Below are 12,050 nucleotides of genomic sequence, written 5' to 3' on the forward strand. Positions count from 1 at the left end.
TGAAATTTACCATGCCTCTCCCGCCCGCAACCCCTCTTTCATGCAACAACGCCCATCTAAACAGGAAAACGCATCCGCTAACGGTGTCGTGGCGATCGCAAAACAGGGCGGATGCAAAAGCGAAGAAGTCGGGCTGCTTTCCATATATTGCTGTGTCAACGACTCCCATATTTTGCTCTAGAGAGATGGAGGTGCAAACTCCTAAATCCGGACTTATCTTTATGCTTTCATCTTAAAACTCAGAGTATGAAAATGCTTGAGTAGTTGTCCGAGTTTTTGAAAGTCAGGTGCTATGACAAAGCCTGCAAAATACGCACATTTTATTTACGGGATCTAAGTGTCCCGTGGCAACCACCAATCCTCATCTTGATTTGTACCGAGTCAGCGAGCTACAGGGAAGGTCTGGTCTGAGTTCTCTTAAGCTTAACAATCAGGACTTATACCAATTTCAAAAATTCTAGCTACAGATGAAAGGCTGACATCCCTGATGGTGCAACGCATTCATAACTCAAAACTGAGCATTTCTCCTGCGGAGACGCTGCGCGAACAAAACTCAGAATTGGTATTACGCACTACGTGCGGCGCCCTGAGTCTTTTAGGCGATTTTGCGGGGAGCATCCCAATTTTGTACGGGTAGTGCGAGCGTCCCGCTCGCGGGCAAGATGCCCGCACTCCAGACATTGATAAATTTGCAAATGTGGGATGCTCCCATTTTGCGCGGGTTACACCCGCGCAAAATCGCCCAATTGCGTAAGTCCTGTTGGAATCAGAAGTTCTCCAGTCAGACTAAAAGCGCGAACCTCAGTGACGTGAACCTGCACAAGCTGTCCCTTTAGATCTTCTATCTTGCCGTTGCAAAAGGTTAAGCGATTTGTCCGGGTGCGTCCCATCACCTGGTTGGGATCCTTAGGATTTTGATCTTCCACTAGGATTTCCTCTACTCGTCCCTGGTAGCGCTGCGATCGCTCTGCCGCCTTCACTGCAACCAGATGATTAATCTGTTGAAGGCGATCGCTCTTCACCTCTTCTGAAAGTTGGTTCTCCCACAAAGCCGCAGGCGTGCCCGGTCGGGGCGAATAGGCAGCCGTGTTAAGTTGATCAAACCCAATGTCTTCAACGAGTTTCAGCGTATTTTGAAACTGAGCATCTGTTTCTCCTGGAAAACCTACGATCGCATCAGCACTAATCGACGCATCGGGCATATACTCCCGCACCTTATCGATAATGCGACGATAGCGCTCATGGGTGTAGCCTCGTGCCATCGCCTTCAGAATCTCGTTATCCCCAGACTGGAACGGGATATGGAAGTGTTCGCACACCTTAGGCAACTCAGCGCAGGCCCGAATCAAACGCTCCGTAAAGTAGCGGGGATGGCTGGTGGCAAAGCGAATTCGCTCAACGCCGGGAACGTCATGGATAAAGTAGAGTAAATCGGTCAGCGTATGCAGATGGCGTCCTTCGGCAGTGCTTCCGGGAAGATCTCGACCGTAGGCATCAATATTCTGCCCCAACAGGGTAATCTCCTTATATCCCTGCCGACCCAGTTCTTCCACTTCAGCCCGGATCGCGTCCGGAGTGCGGGACTGCTCAACCCCTCGCACACCAGGTACAACACAGTAGGTGCAGCGCTCATTGCAGCCATAGATAACGTTAACCCAAGCGGTAACGGTACTATCTCGCCGAGCTTTGGTAATGTCTTCAAAAATATGGACGGGTTCCGTGGCTACCACCTGATTCCCGTCAAAGACCTGTTCCAACAAATCCTGTAACCGATTCGCGTGCTGAGGCCCCATAACTAGATCAAGTTCCGGCACTCGACGCAGTAGCGATTCCCCTTCCTGCTGCGCGACACAACCTGCAACGACTAGGGTTAAATCGGGCTGCTCATGTTTGCGCTTGGCTTGACGTCCCAGGTAGGAATAAACCTTTTGTTCCGCGTTATCCCGAATAGTGCAGGTGTTGTAGAGGATCAGATCGGCATCATCGGGCGTATCTGACCAGGCAAACCCCATGTCTTCTAAAATCCCGGCCATGCGCTCAGAATCGGCTTTATTCATTTGGCAGCCGAAGGTAGTGATGTGATAGCGGCGTGGGGAAGCGGTCATAGGTCAAACTCGATATCATAAAAGGCTGTCAAGTCTTTTAGCATAACAAAGCAGCTTACCGGACAGCAATTTTAGTGCAATAGGCTGTCGATTTTCGGTCAGTACATGCTGTCAATCTGGATCGCTGTGTAAGGAATGGGAGGGTGCGATCGCCCGAAGTCTAACTTGGAGTGGATTCTCGGATCTCCATTCACTTGAACTTAAGTGCTGAACCAAGCTAATCCCCCAAGCACTAAGACGATCACCCCCAATGCTAACCAGACAAACTGGTTATCTTTCGTATTCATCTTGCTTAAATCTTCAACAGCAGGTTCGTCCTCCACCCTTTTTCGTCGTCGCCGTTTGGTGGTAGGGCGATATTTTTCCAAAACATCGTCACGATTGGAATCTTGCAGGGTGCCCAAATCCGGAATTTGCGTCATCCATTCCGGACGCAGTTTTAGACGAGGAGCTTGCAGGATATAAAGAATCCGCCGACCCTGTTTAGCCACGGAGGGAATCGGGTGTCGGCTCACTTTCGAGCACAGGGCGATCGCGTCTTGGCGCATACCATTCGCCTCGTAGGATGTGACCAGCCATACCTGGGTTTCGCCACCGAGTCGTGACCCTTGGGGGACTAAAGCCGCCGCCTTTTCAAGATATTCAATTGCTTTTCGGTAATCGCCTCGCTCAAACGCGATCTTGCCAGCTTGAAAAAGCTGCTGTGCTCGTTCCTCTTGGGTATCGCTCACGGGTTAACTACCTGACTGGGTGTGACCTACAACGCAACGCTCAGGGAAAAACTCTACTGGACTTTCTCTGTATTTCCAGCTTTGATCCATCCTTCAACGCCACTATTCGGAAGCTGGACGCGCAGCCAACTGCCATCCTCATTCTCTTCCAGTACTATAACCTCGGTGTTGTACTCTAGCCCCGCAATCTGGCGGGAGTCTGCCGTGGGGCTTTCCCGCAGAATGAGGCCAATGGGTTGGATCACGCGAGCCGTGTAGCCATCCGTCTCAGCCTCTGTTGGGCTTGGACTTGGGGTTTCGGGTGTGTTTGGGGGTTCAGGTGTGGCGATCGCGGCTGGAGTTGCAGGCGATTCAGTCGGAGACTCACTAGCGACTGGCGACGGTAGCCTATCGTTTTCAAAGGTGGGGCGATCGGGAGGAACCGACAGCCGACCAATGAGGTAGCGGGTCACGCCTGCCCCTGCCACGAATAGGATCACAAGTGCCAGAAGCACGCCTGAAATAAAGGTCAAAACATTACGCATAGGGTCTTCACAAACACACTACCCCTTATCGTAAGCCCCCAAAGCCATTTTGCCGCGAGGCGAGGCGGGCTTTTCCTGCCGCTGCCCAATTTTGCAAAGCTTGGATTTGATCTTGAGCGGTTCGCGCCAAGGGAACCACTTGACTCGCAGCTTCAAGAATATCGTCCGTGGTAAAGTCACGGTTCTGGCTAAAGCCAATATGCATGGCTTCGATGATGATCTGCTCAATCTCCGCCCCAGAAAAATCTGGCGTTTCGTAGGCTAGGCGATCAATGTCGTAACTTTTGAGATTGTGAGGCCGCAGCCGCGAGAGGTGAACTGAAAAGATCGCGGTGCGCTCCTCCTGGGTTGGTAGTCCCACGAAGAAAATTTCATCAAATCGACCTTTCCGCAGCATTTCTGGCGGCAGTGCCGCAATATTGTTCGCCGTTGCTACCACAAAGACGGGGGTAGTTTTCTCGGCAAGCCAGGTAATAAAGGTGCCAAAGACGCGACTGGTGGTTCCCGAATCCCCACGACCGTCTACGCCAGAAAAAGCCTTGTCAATTTCATCGATCCACAGCACGCAGGGAGCCAAGGCTTCAGCCAGTTGGATCATTTGCCGGGTGCGCGATTCTGACTCGCCCACCAGCCCCCCAAACAATCGGCCAACGTCAAGGCGAAGGAGGGGTAAATGCCAGTGGTGGGCGATCGCCTTTGCCGTCAAGGATTTGCCCGTTCCCTGAATCCCTGCAAGCAAGAGTCCTCTGGGATAGGGCAGCCCATACTGGCGAGCTTTGTCGGAAAAGGAGCCACCACGACGCAACAGCCAGTCTTTGAGATTATCTAAGCCCCCAATGTCGGAAATCCGTTCAGTCGCTGGGTAAAAGTCTAGGATTTGGGTTTGGCGAATGGTTTGACGCTTTTCTTCGAGAATAAGCTCGATATCATCGGAACGCAGTTCACCATGCGCTGCGATCGCCCGTGTCAAAACGCGACGAATTCTTTCTAGCGAAAGCCCCTGAGCCGACCGAACCAGATCGTCTAGGGTGCGATCGCTGAGGGACTGACCGAGGCCAACGAGTAAGCGCGACAACTCGTCCCGAATTTCGGCACCGCTGGGAAGCGGAAACTCTAGAACCGTTAACACTTCACTCAACTCAGAGGGAATGGAAAGCTGGGCGGATAACACCACCACATTTTTAGGCTGGGATTTGAGGAGTCGTGCCAAATTCCTCAGCTTACGGGAAATGGCAACATCCTCTAGAAAACGATGAAAATCCCGAAGGATAAACACCCCAGGCACGGTAGCGGGTAATTTTTCGACAAACTCTAGGGCTTGCAGAGGATTCCGCTTGCCAAAGCCCGCATCGTTCGGATTTCCCTGATAGCCATCGACAAAATCCCAAGTGTAGATGCCACGATTTCCCTGTTGCTTGGCACACTGGGCGATCGCCAACTCAACCCGTTCCTCTTCGAGGGTCGGAATGTAAATGAGCGGATATCGGGCTCGTAGCAGTAGTTCAAACTCGTCGCTAAATCCCATGACTCAAACCAGGACTACATCACGTTGAATCATCAGAAATGGAAGACTGAGGGAGGCGATCGCGCAGTTGTTCCAGCATCGCCCAGCGCTGATCGATCGCTGGGGGAGATGCATCCGTCTCAACCGTCAACCCTGAACAATCGGTGCTGCATAGCTGCTGTTGAGGTAGCTCCAAGCAAAGCTGCTCGTAGATCCAAGCACCGGGATCAAAATAGCCGTCCGGGGGCAGCGTTTCTACTAACTCGCTATACTCCAGTTCCACTTCCAATGGTTGAAATTCGGTCTCACTGGCAGATTTTAGCCAAATGAGTTCCGACGTATCCACCGTCAAACGATAGTTATAGTGCTGAAGACAGCGATCGCACGCCAAGGTCACAATCGTTTCCGCCTGCCCCGTCACCTCAAGATAGTTTCCTTGATGAACCACCTTAAGGCTTCCCTGTACAGGCGTGAGTGTTTCTAAATCGGGAAGGTACTCATCAACGTTGATCACATCGGTGCGATCAAGTGCCTTGGCCAGTTGGGGAATGTAGATAGGCTGTAACGACGACTCCATAACCCTTGTCACGCAGCAGCGCAACCACAAATGAACGTAAGAACTCTATTGAGGATTTGCCAACCGAACCACCAAGCGACGATCAGGCTCTCTGCCTCGACTTTCGGTCGCTAAATCCTCGAAGGACTTCATCATGGTATGCAACTGACGACGTTCGGCAGACGACATGGGAGGCATCTCGTATTCCTCGCCTGTTTCACGAACCTTTTGAACAGCTAATTCTGCCATTTCTTGAAGTTCAGCTTGCCTTTGGGCACGATACCCAGCCAACTCCACGGTATACGCTGTTTGCTGATCATCTGGCTGCCCCATATTTAAGGTGATGTTAGTCAGGTACTGAATTGAATCCAGGACAGTACCTCGTTCACCCAGCAAGACACCAATCTCCTCTGGCAATAAACCCTCAGAGGAGATCGTTAACCAACAACTCTCATCCTCCTGAGGGCGCTGGACTTCCACGCCTTGAATAGAGACCCCCATGACGGTCATCAGATCCTGTAGCCATTGTTGCCCGCGCTGACCCTGCACGTCGTCCATGATCGTTCCTCAGGTTTTCTTCTTGCTGCTTGGAGTGCGCCCTGATTTCCCCTCTGTTTTTCCCCTCGTCTTCGGAGCAGACGTAGGAGCCTTGGAGGGGGTTGCGTTGGCTTTCTTCGCAGTTGTACTGGCCGACGAAGCTTTTTCTTTTTTGGTACTCGCTGGCTCAAAGGGTAGGGTGGATCGCCCCGTATCCGTAGCCAGCGTTTTTTGCTCTGCATCCACAATCTTTTGCAGATTTTCCGGCAGCGGCTCCCGCGATAGGATAAACGACTGGAGGGTTTGGAAAATATTGGCAATGACCATGTACATCAATACCCCAGCCGGGAGTGGGAAGAAAAGGAACATACCCGAAAACAGAATGGGCGTAACTTTATTAACGGCTGACTGCTGGGGATTTGAAGCTGCCCCTTGACCAGAGAGCAACTGGTTTACGTATAAGCTTGCTCCAAAGAATAGAACCATCCCAACAATGTCCCAATGGATAGCACCGTCTGGGTCAACGGCTCCAACCCGACCCAAGGCCTCAATAAATAGGAAGCCTTTGTTGGAGGCTAAGCCAGGAACTTTCCCTTGCAACTTTACGGTGCCGGGTTGCAGCGCTTCAATGGTTCCATCGTCCTTGATATCGACTAAGTCAGCCCCTTCTACCACAGTCCAGGATGGAATGATTTCGGTATCGGGATAGTCGGCTTCGATCTGCTCAAGGGTTTCTCCATCCGTGGATTGAAACTCAATCTTGGTTTTCTCGCCTACGACTAGACGATTGCCACCGGGCACAAACGCAACGATTGGAACGTGAACCCCATCAGAAACGTAGATATTCTGAGGTTTGGTTGCAAAGACCTGGGGCTGAATCTGCTCGATTTTTTCTTGAGGGAAAATCTGAAAATCAACCGTGTAATTGACATCTGCAAATGGTGATCCCCGCAGTGTTGCAAATAGCGCAAACAAGATCGGCATCTGGACGAGCAAGGGAAAGCAGCCAGAGAAGGGGCTACCAAACTCTTTATAAAGCTTGCTAATCTCTTCTTGCTGCTTCGGCGGATCGTCTTTATACCGTTCTTGAATCTCTTTCATGCGCTTTTGCATGACGGGCTGTGCAACTCGCATTCGTCGCATGCTGCGAATTTGCCCAGCACTGAGCGGATACAGAGCGAAACGAATGACGAGGGTCAGTGCTACGATTGCCAATCCATAGCTAGGCCAGATTCCGTAGAAGAAATCTAGGATCGGCAACATTACATTATTTGAAAGAAAACCAATGCCAAAGTCCATGCGTTTGTGCAGAGCGAAGTAAGTCGTCTAGAGTCTGTACGAGGTACCGTCGGAGGGACGGATTGAGAAGCTTGAGAAATCGAACTAGTCAATTATCGCTTATTGCTACTCATCTTGCGGGCATCAATCTGCTGCGTAATGAAGTCAGCAACGTCTCGAAATTTTGGAATCGCTCTCAGCTCAAGGCGGCTACCGTCTTTTAGGGTAATCACCATGTCGCCCCAAAGGCCGAGTCCGCGAGGAACTGTAATCACTTTAGACATTTCTGAGTAGATTACATCCGAGCGATCGCGCCCTCTCCAGCCTCCTGTAACCGAGATTCGACGATCGGTGATTCGGTAGCGCAGCCAGAGTGCCCTGACAATAGCACCAACGGTTAGCGGGATACAAATAATCGTAAATCCCAACAATATATTGATGATGAGATCTCCAATGTGGGGACCGCCTTCAAAGTAAACCTCTTCTTTAACAGCCATTTATTACCTCAGCGTCAGCCAGCAACTGCTTCAATTCTTGCAGAAATTGGTGATAATCGCACTGCGTTGCTTCAGGACGAACCACAATTACAATCTTCCAACCTGGAGCAATGGAAGGCAGAAGCGTTTGAATCGCTGCACTAAGCTGACGACGAATGCGGTTACGAATGACGGCTCGCTTGCTTACTTTTTGGCTAATTGAAAATCCGATTCGCGATGGTGCAGCGCTATCCCGATTTGCAGGCGGTTTGGCCAATCCCAACCCATTCCCAGAATTAGGCTTAGCGTCAGACAAAGAGTGTAATGCTCGCAGGATCAAGCAACTACCAAACCGGCGCAGCCCCCTCTGGTATACGGCGCTGAAATCATGCCGATGCTTGAGTCGATGCGCCTTTGGCAGTGCCACAGCTTTCAGACCTACGTTATCTATCTAGAAAAAATGAGGCAATATTGCTCTCGGAGTAAGCAAAAATTGCCTTGTTCCCTTGCGGGATTGCTACGTCAAGACACAATTAGTCTGCTGAGAGCTTTGCTCTTCCTTTACGACGACGGGCTTTAATCACCCGCTGACCTGTTTTGGTTCGCATCCGAACACGGAAGCCGGATACTCTTCTTCTCTTGCGGCGAGTGCCACCCAGGGTACGCTTAGTCATAAATCTACTACCGACAACCAACTAAAAACAGCACAATTTATAATCTTATTCTGCAAAGGCAACCCAGTCAATGGGAATGCCTTTGCAGAGAGCGTCAAATGAGCGAGTGATTCTGTACTCTTAGCCGACTAAACACCGCCAATACTAATAATCCAGGTGCCGATATACCGGAGCAGAGCCGTTGAATCGCCCGGTGAAACCACAAGGCAGTTGAAGTAATGCATACCAGAACTGCGAGGATTTCGCATATTGGAAAAGACTAGCTCGACATTTGAAGCTGCGGGAGCAGGTTCGGTCAGATAAATCCGAATGAGACGATTTTCCTCATCCCAGACCACTTCATCTATGTCTACGGTTTCACCGTCAACCTCCACGCGAACATCGTCTACGTCAAAAGTGCCTGTAAAGGACTCTGGGTAGCTAACTGCAAATTCTGAAACCGCCAGTTCCATCTTGCGGGGAGGAACCTTGAGGTGGTAGCGATCGGGACGAGATGGAATGCCGCCGTAGTCTAGGTAGTAACTTAACTGGTTTTCCCGGTCAATACCACTGAAGACAGTGATACCGGGCATGGATTGAGCCTGTACGAGACTTGAAACGCCAGTGACGAAGACGCCCGCGATCGCCAATGCTGGTAAACACGGGCGAAAAATGGATGATTTGGAAGGCATAGACTTGAATCGCTTCATGACGCAACGATATGTGATGAACGTACCACAAAACTTAATCAATTGAAGTTTGGGGGTAGGGTAGACGGTTCTACCCAAGTATTTGACTGTTCCTGATTGACTGACAAAACTCACACAACCCTGATTCTCTCGTAGGTTGGGTGAGCGCTAGCGTAACCCAACAGAATAAAGGCTAGAGTTGGGTTCCACGTTGTTTCACCCAACTTACTAGAAAAGATATGTCAGTCAACCAGGACTGTTCTGATTCTAGGAAAGTTCCGCTTGATGTGTGGTTACTCGTGCCGTAATCAGGGGACAGGGGCGTTCTCGCTTACCCCAGTTCGTGGAAGAGAGGAGAATTCCTATTGAATCCAGTTGATGATCATGGCGATCGCCATTCACGATACTGATGGTTGATCCACCTGATTTTCTAGCTTGAATCCACAATTCAAAAAATCAGATTAAAAAATAGCGGTTTTGAGGAAAACGTCTCTTAGGATGGCCTAAGAAATCTACGACTCTAGACATGGGCAGTCGGGATAAAAAAGCAAAATCTGCTGGGCGATCGCCCGTCTCGCATCAAAACGTTTATGTTTTTAATATTTCTAAATCATTGTATTGATTTTTGTAAGTATCAATAGCTTCTGACAAGGTGTTAATTTATTGCGTATGCTTCCTATTTTTGAATTCTTGGGGACAATAGTATTAAGCATGTTGGTTTTGATGTTTTGAACATATTTCTTGTGAGTTTTGTGAGTGATGCAGTTGGCACACCTTTGAATGGGGTATTACGGCTCTAAATGATCAGTTTAGAAGGATGTCAATTCACCAAGTCTGTTGAAGAGTAGAGGATAGAAGGTTTTTGCATGAACAGGTATCGCGATCGCTGAGTAGGTTCTATAGGGCCTTGAAGGATTCTATTTCGGTGTTCATGGCAAGAAAAAGATGTTCAATGCTAGATCTAGAAAATTAAACGTCTTGCATCAGTTAATTACCTTGATCGGAGTTTTGTGAAATTGACCTGAAGCATATCGGTTTGCATAAAATGCCTGGTTACTACTGTGATTTATCAAATGGAATGATGGTCGTTATCTCAAGTGATCATCCAATCTCAACGAATAACGGTTTTGCCAGGATTTCAATTGACATGGAATGACTTTAATGCAAGTCCTTCCGAGGTTGAACTAGTAATTGTTGCTGATTGAGGAGACGTGATGAAATTAGCAGTTGCACGCGAAATTGAAGTTGGTGAAAATCGAGTTGCCCTGAATCCAGATACGGTATCTCGCTTAGTGAAACAGGGATTTCATGTTCTGGTCGAATCTGGCGCAGGGGAACGATCATACTTTTCAGATTCTGCCTATGTGTCGGCAGGCGCTGAAGTCGTGGCTAATGTCGATCATCTGTGGCGTGAAGCGGATATTTTGCTCAAAGTGAGTCCACCTAAAGATCGCCAGGATGGATGTTCCGAGATTTCGCTGCTGAAAGAAGGCGCGATCCTGATCAGTTTTTTGAATCCGTTGGGCGATCCCCGTACCATCAAACGTTTGGCAGATCGGCGAGTAACAGCCTTCAGCATGGAAATGATCCCCCGGTCTAGTCGGGCGCAAAGCATGGATGCGCTATCCTCGCAGGCCAGTTTGGCAGGCTATAAAGCAGCCTTGATTGCAGCAACGGCAGCCCCTCGATTTTTCCCAATGTTGACCACGGCAGCCGGAACCATTGCCCCCGCTAAAGTGTTTGTGATGGGAGCGGGTGTAGCAGGGTTGCAGGCGATCGCCACGGCTCGACGGTTAGGGGCGATCGTTGAAGCGTTTGATATTCGTCCAGCCGTGAAGGAAGAAGTGCAAAGCCTCGGCGCAAAATTTGTCGAGGTTGCGCTAGAAGAAGAAACGGTGGCTGAAGGGGGATACGCCAAGGAGATCTCCGAGGCAGCGAAGGCGCGATCGCGCGAAGTCCTGACCCAGCATGTTGCCCAGTCGGATGTGGTCATCACTACAGCGCAGGTTCCCGGTCGGAAGGCTCCGATCTTGATTACCGAGGAAATGGTGTCCCAGATGAAGCCGGGATCGGTGATTGTGGATATTGCGGCAGAACAGGGCGGCAACTGCGAATGCACGGATCCCGGTCGGGATGTGGTGCATCATGGCGTGACGATCCTTGGGCCGTTGAACCTAGCGTCTTCCATGCCGATCCATGCTAGCCAGACCTACGCTAAGAATTTAGCCACGTTGATCCATCACCTTGCGCCTAAGGGAGAGCTAAAGCTGGATTTTGAGGACGACATCATTGATGCAGCCTGTGTGACCCACGACGGGCAAATCCGCAGTAGCCGGGTTTTGGATGCATTAACGGCGTTGGAATCAGCGGTAAATGCCTAAGCGTTTTGGGCAATCTGTAGAGTTTTTTGTTGGAAGGAGTAACGCCAATGGCAGCCGGACTGCTGACTGGAATTGTGGTTTTTGTCTTAGCGTCGTTTGTTGGATTTGAAGTCATTAATAAAGTTCCGCCGACGTTGCATACGCCGCTGATGTCGGGGGCAAATGCCATTTCCGGCATTGCGATTGTCGGGGCACTATTAATCGCCGCACCGAAAGAATTGAACCTTACAACGACCCTTGGACTCATGGCCGTTGTGCTGGCTACGGTGAACGTTGTCGGTGGGTTTCTGGTAACGGATCGAATGCTGCAAATGTTTAAGAAGAAGGACGTGAATGCATGATGACCCCATTGACAAACCTAATCCCAACGGGCATCGAGTTGGCTTACTTGGCCGCAGCCGTCTGTTTCATTCTGGGATTGAAAAAACTGAGTTCTCCCGCTACGGCACGGCAGGGCAATACGATCGCCGCTGTGGGGATGCTGCTGGCGATCGCCGCAACCTTGCTGAACCAATCCGTCCTCAACTATGAACTGATTTTGCTGGCGATTGTGGCGGGTTCTTTGATTGGGGCGATCGCTGCTCAAAAAGTTGCCATGACTGCCATGCCCCAAATG

15 protein-coding genes are annotated in these 12,050 nt (G+C 50.1%); 3 read left to right on the top strand and 12 right to left on the bottom strand.

Annotated features, from left to right (window positions below):
- Positions 1-6: 6 nt before the first annotated feature.
- The 12 genes from IGR76_00130 to IGR76_00185 all read right to left on the bottom strand — a co-directional run bounded on the left by IGR76_00130 (position 7) and on the right by IGR76_00185 (position 9,056).
- On the bottom strand, positions 7-159 hold the full coding sequence (locus IGR76_00130) for a hypothetical protein (GenBank protein MBF2076955.1): 153 nt from the start codon (positions 157-159) through the stop codon (positions 7-9).
- A gap of 563 nt (positions 160-722) precedes the next feature.
- Positions 723-2,105, bottom strand: coding sequence for a tRNA (N6-isopentenyl adenosine(37)-C2)-methylthiotransferase MiaB (miaB, locus tag IGR76_00135; protein ID MBF2076956.1), 1,383 nt, complete (start codon positions 2,103-2,105; stop codon positions 723-725).
- Between the two features lie 200 nt (positions 2,106-2,305).
- On the bottom strand, positions 2,306-2,836 hold the full coding sequence (locus tag IGR76_00140) for a tetratricopeptide repeat protein (GenBank protein MBF2076957.1): 531 nt from the start codon (positions 2,834-2,836) through the stop codon (positions 2,306-2,308).
- 53 nt (positions 2,837-2,889) lie between these two features.
- Complete coding sequence (locus tag IGR76_00145; GenBank protein ID MBF2076958.1) at positions 2,890-3,360, bottom strand: SH3 domain-containing protein; 471 nt, start codon at positions 3,358-3,360, stop codon at positions 2,890-2,892.
- A gap of 25 nt (positions 3,361-3,385) precedes the next feature.
- The gene (locus IGR76_00150; GenBank protein ID MBF2076959.1) at positions 3,386-4,885 is read right to left on the bottom strand and encodes an AAA family ATPase; all 1,500 of its coding nucleotides are present in this window, start codon (positions 4,883-4,885) and stop codon (positions 3,386-3,388) included.
- A gap of 19 nt (positions 4,886-4,904) precedes the next feature.
- Positions 4,905-5,441 (bottom strand): DUF177 domain-containing protein, encoded by a 537-nt coding sequence (locus tag IGR76_00155; GenBank protein ID MBF2076960.1) that lies wholly within the window; start codon positions 5,439-5,441, stop codon positions 4,905-4,907.
- Positions 5,442-5,486: 45 nt separating this feature from the next.
- On the bottom strand, positions 5,487-5,981 hold the full coding sequence (locus IGR76_00160; protein ID MBF2076961.1) for a KH domain-containing protein: 495 nt from the start codon (positions 5,979-5,981) through the stop codon (positions 5,487-5,489).
- Positions 5,982-5,987: 6 nt separating this feature from the next.
- Positions 5,988-7,256 (bottom strand): membrane protein insertase YidC, encoded by a 1,269-nt coding sequence (gene yidC, locus IGR76_00165; GenBank protein ID MBF2076962.1) that lies wholly within the window; start codon positions 7,254-7,256, stop codon positions 5,988-5,990.
- Between the two features lie 92 nt (positions 7,257-7,348).
- Positions 7,349-7,732: a PH domain-containing protein gene (locus tag IGR76_00170; protein ID MBF2076963.1), complete on the bottom strand. Its 384-nt coding sequence runs from the start codon at positions 7,730-7,732 to the stop codon at positions 7,349-7,351.
- Positions 7,722-8,138, bottom strand: a complete 417-nt coding sequence (locus IGR76_00175) for a ribonuclease P protein component (protein MBF2076964.1) — start codon at positions 8,136-8,138, stop codon at positions 7,722-7,724. The genes IGR76_00170 and IGR76_00175 overlap by 11 nt, the downstream gene beginning before the upstream one ends.
- Before the next feature lie 106 nt (positions 8,139-8,244).
- The gene (gene rpmH, locus IGR76_00180) at positions 8,245-8,385 is read right to left on the bottom strand and encodes a 50S ribosomal protein L34 (protein ID MBF2076965.1); all 141 of its coding nucleotides are present in this window, start codon (positions 8,383-8,385) and stop codon (positions 8,245-8,247) included.
- A 128-nt stretch (positions 8,386-8,513) separates the two neighbouring features.
- Complete coding sequence (locus IGR76_00185) at positions 8,514-9,056, bottom strand: DUF2808 domain-containing protein (protein ID MBF2076966.1); 543 nt, start codon at positions 9,054-9,056, stop codon at positions 8,514-8,516.
- 1,211 nt (positions 9,057-10,267) lie between these two features.
- Here IGR76_00185 and IGR76_00190 point away from each other — a divergent pair.
- From IGR76_00190 to IGR76_00200, 3 genes are all read left to right on the top strand, one after another.
- Positions 10,268-11,434, top strand: a complete 1,167-nt coding sequence (locus IGR76_00190; protein MBF2076967.1) for a Re/Si-specific NAD(P)(+) transhydrogenase subunit alpha — start codon at positions 10,268-10,270, stop codon at positions 11,432-11,434.
- A gap of 47 nt (positions 11,435-11,481) precedes the next feature.
- Positions 11,482-11,775, top strand: a complete 294-nt coding sequence (locus tag IGR76_00195) for an NAD(P) transhydrogenase subunit alpha (GenBank protein MBF2076968.1) — start codon at positions 11,482-11,484, stop codon at positions 11,773-11,775.
- A gap of 8 nt (positions 11,776-11,783) precedes the next feature.
- Positions 11,784-12,050: NAD(P)(+) transhydrogenase (Re/Si-specific) subunit beta (locus IGR76_00200; protein MBF2076969.1), on the top strand; the 267-nt coding region annotated here is incomplete at its 3' end.

This window comes from Synechococcales cyanobacterium T60_A2020_003 (assembly GCA_015272205.1).
GTDB lineage: Bacteria > Cyanobacteriota > Cyanobacteriia > RECH01 > RECH01 > JACYMB01.

Coding starts and splice junctions, on each gene's coding strand:
- miaB (MBF2076956.1), bottom strand. CDS start 2,105: ATGACCGCTTCCCCACGCCGCTATCACATCACTACCTTCGGCTGCCAA.
- IGR76_00190 (MBF2076967.1), top strand. CDS start 10,268: ATGAAATTAGCAGTTGCACGCGAAATTGAAGTTGGTGAAAATCGAGTT.
- IGR76_00150 (MBF2076959.1), bottom strand. CDS start 4,885: ATGGGATTTAGCGACGAGTTTGAACTACTGCTACGAGCCCGATATCCG.
- yidC (MBF2076962.1), bottom strand. CDS start 7,256: ATGGACTTTGGCATTGGTTTTCTTTCAAATAATGTAATGTTGCCGATC.
- IGR76_00170 (MBF2076963.1), bottom strand. CDS start 7,732: ATGGCTGTTAAAGAAGAGGTTTACTTTGAAGGCGGTCCCCACATTGGA.
- IGR76_00155 (MBF2076960.1), bottom strand. CDS start 5,441: ATGGAGTCGTCGTTACAGCCTATCTACATTCCCCAACTGGCCAAGGCA.
- IGR76_00185 (MBF2076966.1), bottom strand. CDS start 9,056: ATGCCTTCCAAATCATCCATTTTTCGCCCGTGTTTACCAGCATTGGCG.
- rpmH (MBF2076965.1), bottom strand. CDS start 8,385: ATGACTAAGCGTACCCTGGGTGGCACTCGCCGCAAGAGAAGAAGAGTA.
- IGR76_00195 (MBF2076968.1), top strand. CDS start 11,482: ATGGCAGCCGGACTGCTGACTGGAATTGTGGTTTTTGTCTTAGCGTCG.
- IGR76_00145 (MBF2076958.1), bottom strand. CDS start 3,360: ATGCGTAATGTTTTGACCTTTATTTCAGGCGTGCTTCTGGCACTTGTG.